We start from the raw sequence: 18,338 nt of genomic DNA on the forward strand, positions 1-18,338 counted from the left end.
GATTAAGCGCCGCGGGCAGGTAAACTGTCGGCCATGAGCCTTTCGTCTTCCCCCCGCATTCTCAGCGTCATCCCGCCGATGACGCAGTTGAACACCCCCTACCCGGCCACCGCCTACCTGACCGGATTCCTTCGCGAGCGCGGCTTTCACGCCGAGCAGGCCGACCTGGCGCTGGCCCTGGTGCTCGAACTGCTCTCGAAGCAAGGGCTGCCCGGGATTCGCGACGCCGCCGAGGCGATCCATCCCAAAAAGCGCTCGAAGACGCTGAAGCACTTCCTCAACCAGTTCGACCGCTACCTGACGGCCATCGGCCCGGCCATCGCGCTGCTGCAGGGGCGCGACGGCTCGATCGCCCACCGCATCTGCTCGCGCGCCTTCCTGCCCGAAGGACCGCGTTTCGCCGCACTCGACAACTATGCCGACGACGGGAGCGGCGACCCGCTGGCCTGGGCCTTCGGGGCGCTCGGTGTGCAGGACCGTGCCCGCCACCTCGCCACGCTGTTCCTCAACGACCTGGCCGACGTCCTGCGCGAAGCCGTCGACACCCGCTTCGAGTTCGTCCGCTACGGCGAAACGCTGGCCCAGAGCCAGGCCAGCTTCAACCCGCTGGCGGCCGCCCTGGCCGCCCCGCCCACCCTGGTCGACACCACGCTTGAAAAGCTGACGCTGGACACCGTCGCGCGCAGCCAACCGGACGTCGTGCTGCTCTCCGTTCCCTTCCCCGGCACGGTCTACGCCGCCTTCTGCATTGCCCGGGCCATCAAGGCGCGCTACCCGGCCATCGTCACCGTTCTCGGCGGCGGCTACGTCAACACCGAGCTGCGCGAACTGGCCGAACCGCGCGTCTTCGACCATTTCGACTACGTCACGCTGGACGACGGCGAAAAACCCCTGCTCGCGCTGTTCGAGCACCTCGCCGGCAAGCGCCCGCGCCTCAACCTGGTGCGCACCTTCGCCCGCGTCGACGGCGCCGTGCGCTACTACAACAGCCAGGAGCCGGACATTCCCTTCGAAGAGGTCGGCACGCCGACCTGGGACGGCCTGCCGCTCGACCGCTACCTGTCGCTGCTCGACATGCTCAACCCCATGCACCGCCTGTGGTCGGACGGTCACTGGAACAAGCTCACCGTCGCCCACGGCTGCTACTGGAAGAAATGCAGCTTCTGCGATGTCAGCCTCGACTACATCGGCCGCTACGACGCGGCCAGCGCCAGGACCCTGGTCGACCGCATCGAACGCATCGTCGACGAGACCGGCCACACCGGCTTCCATTTCGTCGACGAGGCCGCCCCGCCCAAGGGCTTGCGCGCCATGGCCGAAGAGCTGCAGCGGCGCAATCTGTCGATTTCCTGGTGGGGCAACATCCGCTTCGAAAAGTCCTTCACCCCGGAGCTCTGCCTGCAACTCGCCGACAGCGGCTGCATCGCCGTCTCGGGCGGCCTCGAGGTCGCCTCCGACCGCCTGCTGGCGCTGATGAAAAAGGGCGTCTCGGTCGACCAGGTCGCCCGCGTCACCCGCGCCTTCACCGATGCCGGGGTATTGGTGCACGCCTACCTGATGTACGGCTTCCCGACCCAGACCTTGCACGACACCGTCGACGCGCTCGAGTACGTCCGCCAGCTGTTCGAAGCCAACTGCATCCAGTCGGGCTTCTTCCACCGCTTCGCCTGTACGGTCCATTCGCCAGTCGGCCGGAATCCGGCCGAATACGGCATCAAGCTGCAGGCGCTGCCGCCGGGCAAGTTCGCCAAAAACGACGTGCAGTTCATCGACCCCACCGGCGTCGACCACGACCGCCTCGGCAAGGCGCTGAACAAGGCGCTCTACAACTACATGCACGGCATCTGCCTCGACCAGGATGTGCGCAGCTGGTTCGACGAACGCACACCCAAACCGCGCGTCAGCCGGCATTTCATTGCCAGGGCGCTCGGCGGCTACGCCGGCTAGGCATGCGCACTCGCGACGACACCCCGCCCAGCCCGCGCGGCCTGCGCATCGCCCTGATGTTCGCGCTGACCGCTCAACGCCTGAGCGATTACTACGAACACGGCCAATGGCTGACCGATGCCCAGGGCGCCACGCTGGCCGCCGACTGGCTGGCGCGCTCGAAAAATACGCTGGCACTCGCCGAGCGCCGCGGCATTTCCGCACTCAGCGACCAGCTGGCCCGCCAGATCGCCGGCGGCCTGTCGCGCGAAGCCGGGCTGTTCGCCGCGCACGAAATGACGGAAGCCCTCGACCCCAACTACCATTCGGAATTCGCCCAGACCATCCTCGCCGAATGCGAACAGCTGCTCGCTGGCGATCCGGCCAGCTGAGCGCCCTGCTGCCGCTCCCGGCGGTGCCTGGATGGCCGCCCGAAAAAAAGACCCGCAGCGAGCGGGTCTTTCCCTGGCTCCGGTTGCCCGGAAAAAGCGAGCTTTACAGCAGTTCGGCCGGAATGTTGCCGCCATTGGCGGCCAGTTTCTGCAGAACGGTCTTGTGCAGCCACATGTTCATCTGCGCCGAATCGCTCATCTTCTCAGCCGGGCAGCCCAACTCGCCGGCCAGTTCCTTGCGGGAAGCCAGGCTGCTGTCCAGGCCCAGCAGCTTGAGCAGATCCACGATCGACACCTTCCAGTTCAGCTTCTCGGGATGGGCGCCCGCCAGGGACTCCATTTTCGCCATGACATCGACCACGCTGATCGCCACCGGAGCGGCCTGGCTTGCGCCTGCCGGCGCGGCCTCAACGGCGGCCGCCTTATCTTCCCCACCAAAACCCAGCTTTGCCAGAATGCTACTGAAGATTCCCATATCGACTCCTGTCGGTGAATGTCGCGCGGCGACACGATGAATGAATATCGATGGTAGCCGGCCCATGTTGCCGAGAGTGTGAATATTCTTTAAGCGATTTTTACAAAACATGCGAAATTCCGTTACCCGGCGCCTCGCCCGCCCTTGCCGAACAACTCCCCGGCTAGCCAGCACTGGCGCTCTGCGCTACAGTCAGCCGCCTCACGCGCCCATCCGCACACGCCCCTCTGCCTTGAACCCGCTTCCGACGCTCCTGCTGGCCGCATTCCTTGCCCTTCCGGCCCCCGCTTTTGCCCTCAGCGATGCGCCGCTCCGGATTCTTACGTCGTACATCGACAGCAACGCCAATTGCTCCGAGCAGATCGCCGACTGGAACCGCAAGAATGGCAAGCGGGCGATCGCCGGCGAGATAAGCCGCGAGTTCTACTATCGCGTGCTGGGCTTCCTCGATTGGGGCGCCTGCGGCCGGCCGTACTTCAAGCCGGTATTCATCGAGTTGCAAAAGGCTTGGACGATCTATTCGAATCGGCGGGTCAGCGAGGCGGAATACACCGCCAAGGAAGCCGAATTGATCAACCTGCTGTTTTCCGCCCTCCAGGCAGGCGATGGAGGCGAAGCGATGGTCAGGCGCTACGAGCAGAGCATTGCCGCGAAGCTGATCCGCCTGGAGCCGGAACGCCAGTTCTTCAATTGCACCTATTTTGGCGACCAGCCGAAATGCATCGACTGAACGACGCGACAATCCCTGCCGACAGCCGGCAGCCGTGATAAATTCGCCCCCGACCAGAAATCGACCCTCAAGCCAGCGATGAACGACCAATTCGACCTTTTTTCCCCCGAGGCCAAGCTGAAAGCCGAAGAACAACAATCCGCCACGGCGGAAGCCCTCGCCCTCCCCCTTGCCGACACCACGGATCAACCGCTGGCCGCGCCGAGCGAAACGACCGGCGAGGACGACATCCTGTCCGGCAACGAGCCGCCCGCCCTGCCGCCGGCCGCCAGCGGCCCGGCCGACGACATTCCGCCGCCCGCCGACTACGCCGCCCGCCGCTATCTCGAATACGCGATGAGCGTCGTCACCGGCCGCGCCCTTCCCTCGGTAGCCGACGGCCAGAAGCCGGTGCAGCGACGCATCCTGTACGCCATGCACCGCATGGGCCTGTACAAGAGCCCCAAGCACGTGAAATCGGCGCGCGTCGTCGGCGACGTGATCGGTAAATATCACCCGCACGGCGATTCGTCGGTGTACGACGCCATGGTCCGTATGGCGCAGGACTGGAGCCTGCGTTACCCCATCGTCGACGGCCAGGGCAACTTCGGCTCTCGCGACGGCGACAACGCCGCCGCCATGCGTTACACGGAAGCCCGCCTGACGCCCATCGCCGAACTGCTGCTGTCCGAACTCGACGAAGGCACGGTGGACTGGAAGCCGAACTACGACGGCGTCAATGACGAGCCCTGCCTGCTCCCCGCCCGCCTGCCCTTCTGCCTGCTCAATGGCGCCTCCGGCATCGCGGTCGGCATGGCCACCGAAATCCCGGCACACAACCTGCGCGAAGTGGCGCATGCCGCCGTCAGCCTGATCCGCAATCCGGAAACCAGCGAAGATGACGTGCTGGCCATGATCCCCGGCCCCGACTATCCGGGCGGCGCACAGATCATCTCGTCGGCCGAGGAAATCGCCGCCACCTATCACAGCGGCCGCGGCAGCCTGCGCGTGCGCGCCAAGTGGAAGATCGAACCGCTGGCCCGCGGCCAGTGGCGTCTGGTCATCACCGAACTGCCGCCGGGCGTGTCCACCGCCACCGTGATGTCGGAAATCGAATCCTGCTCCAACCCGGTGGCCAAGGAAAAAGCCGGCAAGAAGGTGTTCACGCCTGAACAGCTCAACCTGAAGGCCGCCTTCCTGTCCGCCATTTCGGAATCCGGCGTGCGCGACGAATCGGGCAAGGAGCACGACGTCCGCCTGGTCATCGAGCCGGCCTCGTCACGCCAGGGCCAGGACGACCTGGTCCGCCTGCTGCTCGCCCACACCAGCCTGGAAACCAACGCCTCAATCAACCTCACCGTGCTCGGCGTTGCCGGCGCGCCACGCCAGGCCTCGCTGTATTCCATCATCGCCGAGTGGTGCCGCTTCCGGCTGACCACCGTCGAGCGCCGCACGCGGCATCGTTTAACGGCTGCCGAAAAGCGCATCCACATCCTCGAAGGCCGGCAGGCCATCCTGCTCGACATCGACCGCGTCATCAAGGTCATCCGCGAATCGGACGATCCCAAGGCCGACCTGATCGCCCACTTCAAGCTGTCCGACATCCAGGCCGAGGACATCCTGGAAATCCGCCTGCGCCAGTTGGCCCGCCTGGAAGGCATCAAGATCGGAGAGGAACTGGCCAAACTGCGCGAGGAAGCGGCCGGCCTGAACAAGCTGCTCGACTCCGAAGAAGCCCTGCGCGCCTGCGTCGCCGCCGAAATAGAGGCTGACGCCAAGAAATACGGCGACGACCGCCGCACGCTGATCGAAGCCGACGCCAAGGTCACGCTGTCCGACACCAAGAGCCTGTCGATCCCCGACGAGCCGACCACGCTGATCGTCTCGAAGCACGGCTGGCTGCGCTCGCGCTCCGGCCACAACATCGACCCGACGCAGCTTACTTTCCGTTCCGGCGACAGCCTGCTCGCCTGCATCCCGTGCCGTACCGTCGATGCGCTGATCATCCTCGACCACCTCGGCCGCGCCTATTCCATCCCGGCGGCCGACATCCCCGGCGGCAAGGGCGACGGCGTCCCGGCCACCTCGCTGGTCGATTTCCAGGACGGCGGCAAGCTGTGCCTGGCGCTGGCGGTGTCGAACGACAAGCTCTACCTGGTTGCCGGCGACGGCGGTTACGGCTTCCGCGCCAAGGGCGAGGATTTCCTGTCGCGCGGCAAGGCCGGCAAGGGTTTCCTGACCCTCGGCGACGGCGAAGCCCCGGCCATCTTCCAGCCCGCCCCGGCGGCCGGCAACATCGCCTGCCTCACGCGGGATGGACGCGCCCTGGTCTTCGCCATCGACGAAGTCCGCCTGCTGGCCAAAGGGCGCGGTCTCAAGCTGATCGACGCCGACCCCGGCAAGACGGCACTCGAGGAAATCGTTCCGGTCGTCGACGGCGTCGCCGGCAAGCTCAAGGGCGAACGCCTGGAAACCTGCCGCGGCAACCGTGGCGGCAAGGGCAAGCCGGTCAGGGCGGCGCGCAAATAAAAACCGAGGCGCAAGCCTCGGTTGGTCGCTATCGCCGGCGGGGCGAATCAGGCGGTTTTCGTCTCGGCGTGCATCACATCGACCTCCTCGTGCTCCCATTCCTTGATGGTATCGGAGACGAGGCGCGCCTTTTCGTGCGGATCGGGCTGGTGATGATGCTCGGCGGCGAAGGTTTCCAGCGCGTCGTGGATCGCTTCGGCCTTGCTATGGGCGTGATTATGGGGCATGGACAAATCCTTTCCGGGAAAGCAAAAGCCCCTGGCGTTGCCAAGGGCTTTTGGGGGAGCAGCAGCGAGCAAGCCCGGCTGCTTCATGCGACTTCCTGACCCTTAGGCGGCCTTCTTGGCGGCAGCCTTCGGGGCAGCGACGTTGGCAGCCTTCAGGGTGGCGCTGGTGGCGGCGGCAACGCTGGCTTCGGCAACTTCGGCAGCCTGCTTGGCAGCCTTGTTCAGGCCTTCGTAGGCTTCGTTGGCGGTCTTGATCGCGGTCTTGACGGCAGCGACGGCCACTTCGGAGCCGGCCGGAGCGGATTCGAGCGCCTTTTCAACCAGGCCGGAGACCTTGGCGTTCGTTTCGGCAACCTGCGATTCGACTTCCTTGGCGATCTTGTCCTTGGTTTCGGACGCGATGGCGATCACGTTGCGGGAATACTCCATGCCCTTTTCCAGGGACGGGGCGGACAGTTCCTTGTGGATGGAAACGAAGGACTGGACATCCTTGGCGCCCAGCAGGGTGGTCACGTTGGACAGGGTGGCTTCGAAAACCGAACGGGCGGCAGCCAGGTTCAGCAGGGCCAGGCGCTCGATACCGTCGAACGTGGTGTTGGCAAAGAACAGGGCGAAATTGAAGCCGGACTTGGCGAAATCTTCGGGTTTGGTGAACATGGCGCTTCTCCTGGGGTTGGGGTGATTTTGTTGCCACAGTCATTTATGTTGCACTGCAGCATGACTCAATTCTAACCAGCAGAAAGCAAATGTCAACAATTTTGTGCGGCGCAACAATTTCTTAACAAAACCCGAAAAGCCGTTTTCTTTCAAGGCCCCGCGCTATCCAGGCCCAGTTCGCCCAATATCCTTGTCATGGCCTCGGCGGCCCCGAGCGGCAGGTAGTAGTCCACCATGTCGCTCAACTGGGTTCGCGCCGGGTTGATCTCGACCGTCGGGATGCCGTTGCCGACGGCGAAGAGCACCGGCTGGACGATGTAAGGAAAGATGCTCGAGGTGCCGATGGTGAACACGATGTCGAAGCCCTCCTCGAAGGCATCGATGAAGCGGTCGAGTTCATCCTCGGGCAAGGCCTCGCCAAACAGCACAACCTTGGGCCGCAGCACACCGCCGCAGGACGGGCAGCGCGGCGGCACCTCGCGCCGGCTCATGTCGCCCGCCACCTCCTCGTGCTCGCAGGCCGTGCAGGCCAGCTCCTGCAGGTTGCCGTGGATCTCGACGATATCCGTGCTGCCGGCGGCGCGATGCAGCCCGTCGACGTTCTGGGTGAACACCATCGCCCGCTCCAGGTAGCGCTCGAGCCGGGCAATGGCCCGATGCGCCGCGTTGGGCCGGGCGCCGCGACAGTTTTCCTCGATCTGGATCAGGTATTTCCAGGTGATATCCGGGCGTACGGAAAACACCTCGCCGGACAGCGCCTCCTCGATGCGCAGCCCTTCGTCGGTGACCTCGCTGTCGTAGAGCCCCCCCACCCCGCGGTAGGTCGGCAGGCCGGAATCGGCGGAAATGCCCGCCCCGGTGATGAACAAGGCGCGCCTGGCGCCTTCGAGGTGTCGCGCAATGGCCGAGATGGCCGCGTCGATATCGGGGGCGTGACTCATCGATCCGACAACCCGGTCACTGAATCAGGAATCTCGTAAACAGGACTTCCTTGACGCCCGTCTTCTGGTCTTCATGAATGATGTGGTTGGCCAGTTCGATGATTTCCTCGACCAGTTCCTTCTTGCCGGCCAATGTCCGCAGATGCGCCTCGTCCTTGCCGGACATCAGCAAGATGATTTCGTGCTGGATCTTCGGCCGATAGGTGACCAGTTCGTGCGCCGCTTCCGGGGAGCCGGTCTCGAAAATCAATCCGAACTGCACGTAGGCCTTGGTGCCGACATTCATCGTAAACACCATCGGCTCCGGCGCCCCACCGCCGCCATGATCGTTGGCCGATGCGGCGCCGGGGGTCAGGATGGCCAGCATGATGACGCCAAGCGCCAGGAAAGCTCTGCGAACGCGATGTGTAATGAACATGAAAGACTTCAACTCGCCATCAATGACATGGTTTGAAACACTGTTTATACCGCCTGCACATGAAAATTGCTACCGGCAGGCACTCACAATCCCTGCGGCTCCAGCTTCAGCCAGACGGTAAAGCTGGCGCCCTTGCCCGGCGCGCTGTGGGCGGTGATCCGCCCGCCGTAACGCTCGACCAGCGCCTGGCTGACCCACAGCCCCAGGCCGTTGCCGCCCGGTTTCTTGGCCGTGAAGAAGGGCTTGAACAGTTGCGCCAGGTCGGCTTCGCTGATCCCCGGGCCGGAATCGGAAACGATCAGCCGGATACCGAGCGGCATGTCGGCCTCGTCCCAATCCTCGACGCAAATCTTCAGCACGCCGCCGTTCGGCATGACCTGGATGGCGTTGACGAACAGATTGATGACCACCTGCTGCAACTCGTTCTTGTTGCAGACGATGCGCCGGGTCGAATCGATGTGCTGTTCGATCGCGATATCGCCCTTGTTGAGCAGATGGCGCACCAGCAGCAGGCAATCCTGGAGCAGGACCGAGGTGTCGACCGGCTCGAGATAGCCCACATAATCCTGCGGGCGGGCGAACTGCAGCAGCTTGGCGACGATCAGCCGGATACGCTGGACCTGCTCGTGGATCAGCTTGATCTCGTGCGCCACCGGCTCGGTACGCGGGCCGAGCACGTCGCGCAGCACGTCGAGATTGCCTTGGACGACGGCGATCGGGTTGTTGATCTCGTGCGCCACGCCGGCCGTCAGCTGGCCGATGGCGGCCAGTTTCTCATTCATCACCAGTTGCGACTGGGCCGCCTTGAGATCGGCCACCGCCCGCTCCAGCTCCGCCGTCCGCTCGGCGACCTTGATATCGAGCGACTCGCCCCAGCGCTTCAGCGACCCGGCCTGCGCCTGCAGCTGATCGAGCAGACGGTCGAAGTGGGCCGCCATGACCCCCAGTTCGTCGGCACTCTCCACGTTGCCGACCCGGGCATCGTGATCGCCCTGCTCGATGGCCGTCATCGTCGCGTGCATGCGCTCGATGGGCTTGAACACGCGCCGCGCCGAAATCACCGCAAAGGCGCCGGCCAGCACCATGGCCAGCACGAAACACACCGCCACGGCAGCGAAGGCATGCCAGCGCGCCTTGATGAAAGGCTCCTCCAGGAAGCCGACGTAGAGCATGCCGATGCGCTGCTGCCGGCCGTCGAGCAGCGGCTCGTAGGCCGAGACATACCAGTCGCTGACGACGAAGGCGCGGTCCAGCCAGGTACGCCCCTTGTCGAGGACCGCCTCGCGCACCGCGGCCGACACGCGCGTGCCGATCGCCCGGGTGTCGCCGAACAGGCGCACATTGGTCGCCACGCGCACATCGCCGAGGAACAGCGTCGCCGTGCCGGCGCTGCCGAAAGGCAAGGCCCCGTCCGGATAGACGATGGCGTTCAGGTTGTCGATGAAATCCAGGTTCCTGTTGAGCAGCACCCCGCCCTCCAGCACGCCGATCAGGCGCCCGGCGGCGTCGAATACCGGAGCCGCCGAATGAATGACGATGCCGCGATCCTCGGTCTCCCGGCTATCGGGTTTGGCGTTGGTCGTCCTGACGATCGGCGTCCGCGCGAACACGGCCAGCCCCGGCCTGATCGACTCGAGCTGCTCGGCCGAAAACACTTCGGTCACCGTGCGTTCGCTGCCCGCCAGCGCCGAAGCGACGACCGGCCACTGCCCGGCCAGGCGCCGCCCGCCCTCCACGTCCATGAAGCGCAGGAAGTCGAGCTTGCGCTCCCCCTGCATGGCGGCGAGCGTATCGGCAATGGCCGGTGCGGGCGAACCCGCATGGCGCCTCAGCGCGCGCAGCAGACGATCCGAACTGGCCAGGCTGGTGACCGAGCGCCCGACCCCTTCGGTCACCCGTTCGTAATAGCCGTGCGCCACCGCCAGATCGCTGCGCACCTTGGTCGCCAGGAGCTGATCGAAATAGCTGCCGCCCCAATACGCCAGCGCCGCCATGATCAGCGGCAGGACGACCCCGAGCGGGACCAGCGCCAGCAGCAGCAGGCGCGCCCGGATCGAGCGGTCGGGATGAAGGATCAGAGGCCCCAGGCCTGACATTTACGATCCATGGTCTTGCGGGAGATGCCCAGCCGGCGGCTGGCTTCCGACTTGTTGCCGTCGCAGGCCGCGAGCACGGCCAGGATGTGGCGCTTCTCCACCGCTTCCAGCGTTTCGTCGGTACCGGCCGGCGCGTGGATCGCGTTGGCCACCTCCGGCTCTGGGCCGATGTCGAACCAGCCGAGAATCAGCGAGCGCTCGACCAGGTTGCGCAACTCGCGGACATTGCCCGGCCAGTCGTAGTCCGCCATGCGGGCCAGCGTGCGCGGGTCGAGCGCCAGCGGCGGCACGCCCAGGCCCGGCGCCAGCAGGCCGGTGAAGTGTCCGACCAGCAGGGGAATGTCTTCCGGCCGCTCGCGCAGCGGCGGCAGGGTCACCTCGAGCACCTGCAGGCGATAGTAGAGATCCTGGCGAAAATGCTGGGCCGCCACCTCGGCTTTCAGATCCCGGTTGGTCGCGGCGATGACGCGCACGTCCACCGCCACCTCCTGCTCCGAGCCGACCGGGCGGATGCGCCGCTCCTCCAGCACCCGCAGCAGCTTGGCCTGGGCGGCCGGCGGCAACTCCGAAATCTCGTCGAGAAACAAGGTGCCGCCCCGGGCGTAGTAGAACAGGCCCTCACGGCTCTGCTGGGCACCGGTGTACGCGCCCTTGATATGGCCGAACAGCTCGGACTCGATCAGCTCGGCCGAAATGGCCGCGCAATTAACCGGCACGAACGGTCCGTCAGCACGCTTGCTCATGCGGTGCAAGGCGCGGGCGGCCACTTCCTTGCCGGTGCCCGACTCGCCGCTGAGCAGCACCGTGGCGGGGGTCGGCGCGATGCGCTTGAGGCGGTCGCAAACCCTGAGCATGACGTCGGACTGCCCGACCACCCCCTCCACGTCGGCGGCATGGGTGCTGACCTCGCGGCGCAGGACGAAGTTCTCGCGGGCCAGCTGCGAACGCTCGAAACAGCGCTGGATCGCGTTGAGCGCCTGGGCCAGCGAAAACGGCTTGAGCAGGAAATCCGCCGCGCCGGCGCGCAACGCGTCGATGGCCGTGTCGAGATCGGCGTAGGCGGTCATCATCACCACGTCGCCGGCAAAGCCGTCCTGGCGCAGCTCGTGCAGCCAGTCGATGCCTGAAACGCCCGGCAGGGCGATGTCGAGGACGATCAGGTCATAGCGGTTGCGCCGGAAAAGCGATCGCGCCGCCTCGACGCTGTCGGCGCAATCGACCAGACCGCAGCGCGAACTCAGCGCCCGCTGCAGGAAGCTGAGCATTCCCGGCTCGTCGTCGACCACCAGCACCGAATAGTGCAGCCAGGGCGCCTCGTTCATGCCCGCCAAGCTTTCTTCCATGTTTCCGCCATGCATCGTCATCGTTTCCCCCGCCCGGATTTTCGCATGCCTGGCCCCTCGGCGGTTGCGTCACTTTGTCCTGGCGAGCGGGTCAAAAAGTCGCATCCTCCGCGCCGCGCGCGGCCTGTCCGACACAAAACCGGCGCCTCCACACGGCGCATTGCGATGGTCTCGATCTTGCTATGCAGTAAAACGGCTAAAATGCCGGCTTGCGGTCTGCGTACCGCACGTATCAGGTGGCGCCCCGGCGCCTTGTAAGCTGCCGTGACATCCGCACGGCGGCGGTTGTTGTCGAAATCGGAGCTTTACATGAACCATTCCAGCATGCGCCGTCTGGCGCTGAAGGCTGCGGCCGCCTGCGCCGTCGCATCGCTCTTCGCCCTCCCCGCCACCGCCTCCGACGCCGTCCTGCGCGTCTCGGCCATTCCCGACGAAGCGCCCACCGAACTGCAGCGCAAGTTCGCCCCGCTCGGCAAATACCTCGAAGCGCAGACCGGCATGAAGGTCGTCTTCACCCCGGTATCCGACTACGCCGCCGTCGTCGAATCGCTGGCCACCAAGAAGATCGACCTCGCCTGGCTCGGCGGCTTCACCTTCGTGCAGGCCAAGATCCGCACCAACGGCACCGCCATCCCCATCGCCCAGCGCGAGGAGGACGCCAAGTTCACCTCCAAGTTCATCACCGCCGATCCGGCGATCAAGGGCCTGGCCGACCTCAAGGGCAAGACCTTCGCCTTCGGCGCCCCGTCCTCCACCTCGGGCAGCCTGATGCCGCGCTTCTTCCTGCAGCAGGCCGGCCTCAACCCGGAAAAGGACTTCAAGAACGTCGCCTTCTCCGGCGCCCATGACGCCACCGTCGCCTTCGTCGCCGCCGGCAAGGCCGAGGCCGGCGTGCTCAACGCCTCGGTGTGGGACAAGCTGGTCGAGGCCAAGAAGGTCGATACCGACAAGGTGCGCGTCTTCGCCACCACGCCGCCGTACTTCGACTACAACTGGACGGTGCGCGGCGATCTCGACCCGGCGCTCGTCAAGAAGCTGACCGACGCCTTCCTCAAGCTCGATCCGGCCAACCCGGAACACAAGGAAATCCTCGCCCTGCAACGCGCGGCCAAATTCATCCCGACCAAGAAGGAAAACTACGACGGGATCGAGAAGGCTGCCCACGCCGCCGGCCTGCTCAAGTAACCCGCACCGCACAGGGTCGCCCTGCGGGGCGACCCGATCCACGAGGAGACAAACCATGATTCCAGCCCCGCAGTGGCGGCTGGCGGTGGATGTCGAGCGGTGCACCGGGTGCCACGCTTGCTCTGTCGCCTGCAAGGCCGAATTCCGTGTCCCGCTGGGACATTTCCGCACCAAGGTCTATTACCGGGATGTCGGCAGTTTTCCGGCGGTCAAGCGCCATTTCCTGCCCGCCTTCTGCATGCAGTGCGCCGATGCGCCCTGCCTGAAAGCCTGTCCGGCCAAGGCCATCGCGCGCGGGGCCGACGGCATCGTTCGCGTCGACCAGGCCGCCTGCCGCAGCGGGCGCAAGCACTGCGGCGCGCGCTGCGAAAGCGCCTGCCCCTACGGCGCCATCGCCACCGGCCCCGGCAAGGGAACCGCCGACAAGTGCGACCTCTGCTCCGACCGCCTGGCCGCGTCGCTGCTGCCCACCTGCGTCGCCGCCTGCCCGACCGAGGCCCTGGTATTCGGCGATGCGGCCGACCCGGCCAGTTCGCTCAGCCGCTTCCTCGCTTCGTCGCGCGGCCGGGATGCCGTGCCCATCGACCGCGGCGGCTCGCCCCAGGTGCGCTACCGCGCCGCCGATCCGCAGGTCGTCGCCCGCCTGCCGAACGGCCGTCCGCACGATCCGGCATCCTACGAGATCGACACCTGGGCCACGGAGGGTCAGGCATGAAACGCCGTCAATTCATCAAGCAGGGCATTGGCGCCCTGGCCACCCTGGCCCTCGGCGAAGTGATCCTGCTGACCCCCGACGAGGCGGCCGCCGCGACGCGCCGCATGAGCGAACCGGCTGCGCCGCCGCCCGTTCCGGTCGTCGATTACCGGAACCTGAAACAGGTGCCCAGCACCTGCCTCAACTGCTCGACGGTGTGCGGCATCGTCGGCCTGGTGCAAAACGGCGAGCTGGTCGCCATCGAAGGCAACCCGGCCGATCCCAACACCCACGGCACCCTGTGCGCCAAGGGCGTCGGAGCGATCAGCATCAATACCTACCCGGAACGCCTGCTCTACCCGCTGAAGCGCGTCGGCAAGCGCGGCGAGGGCCTGTGGCAGCGCATTTCGTGGGACGAGGCCTACGCCACGCTGGCCCGGCGCATCCAGGCCAACATCGACGCCGGCCACCCGGAACGCGTCGCCCTGCACCAGGGCCGTTCCCGCCTCGGCGCCGAATTCAGCCGCTTCCTCAACGCCATCGGCTCGCCGGTCTCGCTCAACCACCGAGCCCTGTGCTCGTCCAACAAGCGGGCCGCCAACTACGCCACCATCGGCGACACCGACTGGGAAACGCCCAACGCCGACAAGAGCCGCTACATCCTCAATTTCGGCTCGAACTTCATGGAATGCCACCAGGGCTCGATCCACCTCGCCCGCCGCGTCGCCCAGGGGCGCGCCAACAATGGCGCCAAGCTCGTCACCTTCGACGTCCGCCTGTCCAATACCGCCGGCCGCAGCGACGAATGGCATGCCCCCTTCCCGGGCACCGACGGGCTGATCGCCCTGGCCATGGGCCACGTCATTCTCGAAGCGGGGCTGCACGACGCGGCCTTCATCAACGACTGGGTCAATGCCGACCTCGCCGCGCTGCGCGCGTTTTACGCTCCCTACACGCCGGAATGGGCGGAACGCGAAAGCGGCATCAAGACTGCCGACATCCGCCGCATCGCCCGCGAGTTCGCCGCGGCGGCCCCGGCCGCGGTGGCTTTCACCAACCGCGGCAGCCAGGCCCATTACAACGGCTTCAACAACGACCGCGCGGTGATCCTGCTCAACGCCCTGGTCGGCTCCATCGGCCAGGAAGGCGGCTACAACTACATGAAGACCGGGCTCGGCGGCTTTGGCGTCAAACAGCCGGAACCGGTGCCGCCCAGCCCGAAGATCCGCACCGACCTGGAAGACCCGCCCGAATGGCCCCTGGCCAACCGCTGGCAGAAAATGCGGGTCGGCGAAATCGTTTACGACTATCTCAAGGCCGGCCGCGCCAAGCTCGACGTCTATCTGAGCTACACCCTGGCGGCCCCCCTGACCTGGCCGGAAGGACGTTCCCTGGCCGTCGAGGTGCTTTGCGACGAGACGCTGATTCCCTTCCACGCCTGCTCCGACGTGGTGTATTCGGAAATGGCCCACTACGCCGACATGATCCTGCCGGATGCCAGCTATCTCGAGCGCTGGGGCCTGGACAACCGCGACAATTACGAAATGCGGCCCTATATCGCGCTGCGCCAGCCGATCACCCCGCCGCCGGGGGAATGCGTCAGCTTTGCCGACGTCCTGATCAACGTCGGCAAGCGCCTCGGGCCGGAACAGGCGCGCTACTTCCAGTTCGCCAACCACGAGGAGTTCGTGCGCCAGCAGTGCGAGAACATCCGCATTCCCGGCGTCGCCAATGCCTTCGACTACCTCAAGGAACACGGGCTGTGGGTCGACACGGCGAAACCCACGGCCTGGCGCACCTACGAACGGAACATCGCGGACAGCGAGCTGGCCGGCACGCGCAGCGACGAGGCCGGCATCGTCTGGCGCACCAACGCCCAGGGCAAGGCCGTGGCCATCGGCCTGCGCAGCGGCGACCGGGTAAGGCGGGGATTCGATACGCCCTCCCGCAAGTTCGAGGCGTGCAACGCGGAAGTGGCCAAGGCCGCCGCCAAGGTCGGCATCGCCGACGACGGCTGGCCCCACTACGTGCCCATACCTTCCCACCTCAACCTGCCGGCCGACCGCCTGATCCTCACCACCTTCAAGTGGAATGTGCATACCCAGGCCCGTACCGCGCCGCAAAAGCTCCTCAGCGAAATCGTCCACGACAATCCGCTGTGGATCAACAGCGCCACCGCCCGCCGGCATGCGCTGAAAAGCGGCGACTGGGTCGAGGTGACGACCTATCGACCGAAGGGCCATACCCTGCACCCCACCGGCGAGATGCTGGGCCGACAGCGGGTGCGCGTCGTCGTCACCGAGGGCATCCACCCGCGGGTGGTGGCGATCAGCGCCAGCCTCGGGCATGGTTTCAGCGGCCGCGCTTCCGAGGGGCGCAAGGGACGCCGCCGGGCCAACCCCGGCTTTGCTTCCCCGACCGGCAACGCCGCCCGGGAAGACTGGGACCTGGCCGAAAACCTGTGGTGGGACAAGGCCTCCGGCGGTCGCGGCAACGGCTTCAATCTCAATGCCATCATTCCCATCCATCCTTCGCCCGTTACCGGCATGCAAAGCTGGTTCGACACGGTGTGCACGGTAAAAAAAGTATGAGTTTTCATCTCGATTGCGTGGGCCTGACCCACGCCAATGGCTTCACGGCGCTGGCCGATATTTCGCTGCGCGCCGACCAGGGCGAGCGAATCGCCTTGATCGGCCCCTCGGGAGCGGGCAAGACCAGCCTGCTGTCGGTGATCGGCACGGCGCTGGCGCCGACTGCCGGCCAGGGCGCGGTGCTTGATGCCGCCCTGGCCGGGCAGGCCAGCCTGAAAGGCCTGCGCGCCCGCATCGGCACCGTCCATCAGGCGCCGCCGATTCCCGGCCGCCAGCGCGTCGTCACCGCCGTGCTGGCCGGCCGGCTTGGCCAGTGGCCCGCCTGGAAAGCGCTCGCCTCGCTGCTTTACCCGATCGACGTGCCCGGGGCGCAGGCGGCGCTCGAGCGCGTCGACCTCGCCGACAAGCTGTTCTGCCGTTGCGACCAGCTTTCCGGCGGGCAGCTGCAACGCGTCGGCATCGCCCGCGTGCTCTACCAGCGGCCCGACCTGATCCTGGCCGACGAACCGGTTTCGGCCCTCGACCCGGCGCTGGCCCAGGCGACGATACGCCTCCTGGTGGCCGATGCCGAGGCGCGCAAGGCGACGCTGGTCGCCAGCCTGCACGCCGTCGACCTGGCGCTCGCCAACTTCCGGCGCATCGTCGGCGTCAAGGCTGGGCGCATTGCCTTCGACCTGCCCAGCGAACGCGTTAGCGACGCCCTGCTCCACGAGCTCTACGCCGGCGAAGGCGACGAACTGCCGGTACAGGCCCACGAGCCGGCCTTCATGACCCGACAACAGGCTGCCAACGACGCAGCGACGCGCGCCGCATGCTGCTGACGGCCGATCCCGCCGCACGCCCGCGCCTGCTCGGCGCGCTGACCGTGCTCGTCGTCCTCTGGCCGTTGTTCCAGGCCGCCGAGGTCAAGCCCGGCGCCTTGTTCGATGCGGGCAACCTCAAGGTCATCGGCAATTTCCTGGCCGCCTTCCTGCCGCCGGAAACGGGTTCTGAATTTCTCGGCTACCTCGCCAAGGCGACGCTGGAAACGCTGGCCATCGCCAGCGCCGGCATGGCGCTCGCCTTTCTGCTCGCCGTGCCGCTCGGCTACCTGGCGACGGCGGCCGGGCGCGAAAGGCCGACGCTCAACCCGCTGACGCGCAGCCTGCTCACCGTCTTGCGCGGCATACCCGAACTGGTCTGGGCGCTCGTCTTCGTGCGCATTTTCGGCCTCGGCCCGGCGGCCGGCGTGCTGGCGCTCGGCCTCACCTACGGCGGCATGCTCGCCAAGGTCTATGCCGAAATCCTCGAATCGGTCGATCCCGCCCCGGCCAGGGCCTTGCGCCACAGCGGCGCCGGGCGGCCGCTCGCCATCCTCTACGGCCTGCTCCCGCTGGCCGCCAGGGAACTGGCTTCCTACACCGTTTACCGCTGGGAATGCGCCATCCGCGCTTCGGTCGTCATGGGCTTCGTCGGCGCGGGCGGGCTCGGCCAGCTCATGGACCAGGCCATGAAGATGCTCAACGGCGGCGAGGCGGCCAGCATCCTGCTCGCCTTCATGGTCCTGGTCTTCGCCGCCGACGGCCTTTCGCAATGGCTTCGCCGGGCGCTCGATACGCCGCCGGCCGCCCGCCCTTCGCCGTTCGGCCCGCGCAGCGCGCTGCTGGCGCTGGCGCTGGGCGCCGGCACCTTGGCCAGCTTCCGCTTCCTGGACCTCGGCTTCGGCGAGCTGTTCACCGCCGATGCCGCGCGCAGCATGGGCGAATTCGTCGCCGGCTTCTTCCCGCCCGACCTCTCGGCCGAGTGGCTGGCCAAGGTCGCCAAGGGGGTCTGGGAAACCCTGGCCATCTCGGTCGTCGGCACCCTGCTCGCCGCCGTGGCCGGCCTGCTGCTGGCCCTGCCCAAGCCGCATGCGCCCTTCGCCTTCGTGCTCAACGCCCTGCGCTCGGTGCCGGAACTGGTCTGGGCCACCATCACCGCGCTCGCCGTCGGCCTCGGCCCCTTCGCCGGCGCCCTGGCGCTGGCCCTGCACACCGCCGGCGTGCTCGGCCGCCTGTACGCCGAAGCCCTCGACAACGCGCCGCCCGCCCCGGCCCGGGCGCTGCGCCTGGCCGGCGCGCCGGCCGGCGTGCGCTTTCTCTACGGCACGCTGCCCGGCGCCGCGCCGCAGGCCGGC

16 protein-coding genes are annotated in these 18,338 nt (G+C 66.6%); 9 read left to right on the top strand and 7 right to left on the bottom strand.

Annotated features, from left to right (window positions below):
- Window positions 1–33: 33 nt before the first annotated feature.
- Together Q0P59_RS06550 and Q0P59_RS06555 are read left to right on the top strand one after the other, a co-directional pair.
- The gene (locus Q0P59_RS06550) at window positions 34–1,947 is read left to right on the top strand and encodes a radical SAM protein (protein ID WP_295004811.1); all 1,914 of its coding nucleotides are present in this window, start codon (window positions 34–36) and stop codon (window positions 1,945–1,947) included.
- Between the two features lie 2 nt (window positions 1,948–1,949).
- Window positions 1,950–2,318 (top strand): hypothetical protein, encoded by a 369-nt coding sequence (locus tag Q0P59_RS06555; RefSeq protein WP_295004813.1) that lies wholly within the window; start codon window positions 1,950–1,952, stop codon window positions 2,316–2,318.
- 103 nt (window positions 2,319–2,421) lie between these two features.
- On the opposite strand, the gene Q0P59_RS06560 is transcribed toward Q0P59_RS06555, so the two are convergent.
- A complete protein-coding gene (locus Q0P59_RS06560) occupies window positions 2,422–2,793 on the bottom strand; it encodes a DUF3597 domain-containing protein (RefSeq protein WP_295004815.1) in 372 nt (123 codons plus the stop codon).
- 232 nt (window positions 2,794–3,025) lie between these two features.
- On the opposite strand from Q0P59_RS06560, the gene Q0P59_RS06565 reads away from it, so the two are divergent.
- Window positions 3,026–3,523, top strand: a complete 498-nt coding sequence (locus Q0P59_RS06565; protein ID WP_295004817.1) for a hypothetical protein — start codon at window positions 3,026–3,028, stop codon at window positions 3,521–3,523.
- 78 nt (window positions 3,524–3,601) lie between these two features.
- Window positions 3,602–6,031, top strand: coding sequence for a DNA topoisomerase IV subunit A (parC, locus tag Q0P59_RS06570; protein ID WP_295004819.1), 2,430 nt, complete (start codon window positions 3,602–3,604; stop codon window positions 6,029–6,031).
- A gap of 47 nt (window positions 6,032–6,078) precedes the next feature.
- On the opposite strand, the gene Q0P59_RS06575 is transcribed toward parC, so the two are convergent.
- The 6 genes from Q0P59_RS06575 to Q0P59_RS06600 all read right to left on the bottom strand — a co-directional run bounded on the left by Q0P59_RS06575 (window position 6,079) and on the right by Q0P59_RS06600 (window position 11,713).
- Window positions 6,079–6,258, bottom strand: a complete 180-nt coding sequence (locus Q0P59_RS06575) for a hypothetical protein (protein ID WP_295004821.1) — start codon at window positions 6,256–6,258, stop codon at window positions 6,079–6,081.
- 102 nt (window positions 6,259–6,360) lie between these two features.
- The gene (locus Q0P59_RS06580) at window positions 6,361–6,915 is read right to left on the bottom strand and encodes a phasin family protein (RefSeq protein WP_295004823.1); all 555 of its coding nucleotides are present in this window, start codon (window positions 6,913–6,915) and stop codon (window positions 6,361–6,363) included.
- A gap of 149 nt (window positions 6,916–7,064) precedes the next feature.
- Window positions 7,065–7,856, bottom strand: a complete 792-nt coding sequence (locus Q0P59_RS06585) for an NAD-dependent deacylase (protein WP_295004825.1) — start codon at window positions 7,854–7,856, stop codon at window positions 7,065–7,067.
- A gap of 16 nt (window positions 7,857–7,872) precedes the next feature.
- Complete coding sequence (locus Q0P59_RS06590) at window positions 7,873–8,274, bottom strand: flagellar basal body-associated FliL family protein (protein WP_295004827.1); 402 nt, start codon at window positions 8,272–8,274, stop codon at window positions 7,873–7,875.
- 83 nt (window positions 8,275–8,357) lie between these two features.
- Window positions 8,358–10,370, bottom strand: a complete 2,013-nt coding sequence (locus Q0P59_RS06595; RefSeq protein ID WP_295004829.1) for a cache domain-containing protein — start codon at window positions 10,368–10,370, stop codon at window positions 8,358–8,360.
- Entirely contained in the window at window positions 10,349–11,713 is a 1,365-nt protein-coding gene (locus Q0P59_RS06600; protein WP_295004831.1) for a sigma-54 dependent transcriptional regulator, read from the bottom strand. Before Q0P59_RS06600 ends, Q0P59_RS06595 begins: the two co-directional genes overlap by 22 nt.
- Window positions 11,714–12,022: 309 nt before the next feature.
- Between Q0P59_RS06600 and Q0P59_RS06605 the strand changes: the two genes are divergently transcribed.
- From Q0P59_RS06605 to phnE, 5 genes are all read left to right on the top strand, one after another.
- Window positions 12,023–12,898: a putative selenate ABC transporter substrate-binding protein gene (locus Q0P59_RS06605; protein ID WP_295004833.1), complete on the top strand. Its 876-nt coding sequence runs from the start codon at window positions 12,023–12,025 to the stop codon at window positions 12,896–12,898.
- Window positions 12,899–12,953: 55 nt separating this feature from the next.
- Window positions 12,954–13,613, top strand: coding sequence for a 4Fe-4S dicluster domain-containing protein (locus Q0P59_RS06610; protein WP_295004835.1), 660 nt, complete (start codon window positions 12,954–12,956; stop codon window positions 13,611–13,613).
- The gene (locus Q0P59_RS06615) at window positions 13,610–16,183 is read left to right on the top strand and encodes a molybdopterin-dependent oxidoreductase (protein WP_295004837.1); all 2,574 of its coding nucleotides are present in this window, start codon (window positions 13,610–13,612) and stop codon (window positions 16,181–16,183) included. The genes Q0P59_RS06610 and Q0P59_RS06615 overlap by 4 nt, the downstream gene beginning before the upstream one ends.
- A complete protein-coding gene (locus Q0P59_RS06620; protein ID WP_295004839.1) occupies window positions 16,180–17,004 on the top strand; it encodes a phosphonate ABC transporter ATP-binding protein in 825 nt (274 codons plus the stop codon). Before Q0P59_RS06615 ends, Q0P59_RS06620 begins: the two co-directional genes overlap by 4 nt.
- Window positions 16,995–18,338 (top strand): phosphonate ABC transporter, permease protein PhnE (gene phnE, locus Q0P59_RS06625; RefSeq protein ID WP_295004841.1); only part of this gene is annotated, 1,344 nt, incomplete at its 3' end. The genes Q0P59_RS06620 and phnE, both read left to right, overlap by 10 nt.

Origin of the sequence: uncultured Dechloromonas sp. (assembly GCF_945957265.1) — a bacterium.
Classification (GTDB): Bacteria; Pseudomonadota; Gammaproteobacteria; order Burkholderiales; family Rhodocyclaceae; genus Azonexus.

What these genes read in the sequence shown, in the direction of transcription:
- Q0P59_RS06620 (WP_295004839.1), top strand. Translation starts at nt 16,180, where the DNA reads ATGAGTTTTCATCTCGATTGCGTGGGCCTGACCCACGCCAATGGCTTC.
- Q0P59_RS06560 (WP_295004815.1), bottom strand. Translation starts at nt 2,793, where the DNA reads ATGGGAATCTTCAGTAGCATTCTGGCAAAGCTGGGTTTTGGTGGGGAA.
- Q0P59_RS06600 (WP_295004831.1), bottom strand. Translation starts at nt 11,713, where the DNA reads ATGGAAGAAAGCTTGGCGGGCATGAACGAGGCGCCCTGGCTGCACTAT.
- parC (WP_295004819.1), top strand. Translation starts at nt 3,602, where the DNA reads ATGAACGACCAATTCGACCTTTTTTCCCCCGAGGCCAAGCTGAAAGCC.
- Q0P59_RS06575 (WP_295004821.1), bottom strand. Translation starts at nt 6,258, where the DNA reads ATGCCCCATAATCACGCCCATAGCAAGGCCGAAGCGATCCACGACGCG.
- Q0P59_RS06550 (WP_295004811.1), top strand. Translation starts at nt 34, where the DNA reads ATGAGCCTTTCGTCTTCCCCCCGCATTCTCAGCGTCATCCCGCCGATG.
- Q0P59_RS06555 (WP_295004813.1), top strand. Translation starts at nt 1,950, where the DNA reads ATGCGCACTCGCGACGACACCCCGCCCAGCCCGCGCGGCCTGCGCATC.
- Q0P59_RS06595 (WP_295004829.1), bottom strand. Translation starts at nt 10,370, where the DNA reads ATGTCAGGCCTGGGGCCTCTGATCCTTCATCCCGACCGCTCGATCCGG.
- Q0P59_RS06605 (WP_295004833.1), top strand. Translation starts at nt 12,023, where the DNA reads ATGAACCATTCCAGCATGCGCCGTCTGGCGCTGAAGGCTGCGGCCGCC.
- Q0P59_RS06610 (WP_295004835.1), top strand. Translation starts at nt 12,954, where the DNA reads ATGATTCCAGCCCCGCAGTGGCGGCTGGCGGTGGATGTCGAGCGGTGC.
- Q0P59_RS06585 (WP_295004825.1), bottom strand. Translation starts at nt 7,856, where the DNA reads ATGAGTCACGCCCCCGATATCGACGCGGCCATCTCGGCCATTGCGCGA.
- Q0P59_RS06615 (WP_295004837.1), top strand. Translation starts at nt 13,610, where the DNA reads ATGAAACGCCGTCAATTCATCAAGCAGGGCATTGGCGCCCTGGCCACC.
- Q0P59_RS06590 (WP_295004827.1), bottom strand. Translation starts at nt 8,274, where the DNA reads ATGTTCATTACACATCGCGTTCGCAGAGCTTTCCTGGCGCTTGGCGTC.
- Q0P59_RS06580 (WP_295004823.1), bottom strand. Translation starts at nt 6,915, where the DNA reads ATGTTCACCAAACCCGAAGATTTCGCCAAGTCCGGCTTCAATTTCGCC.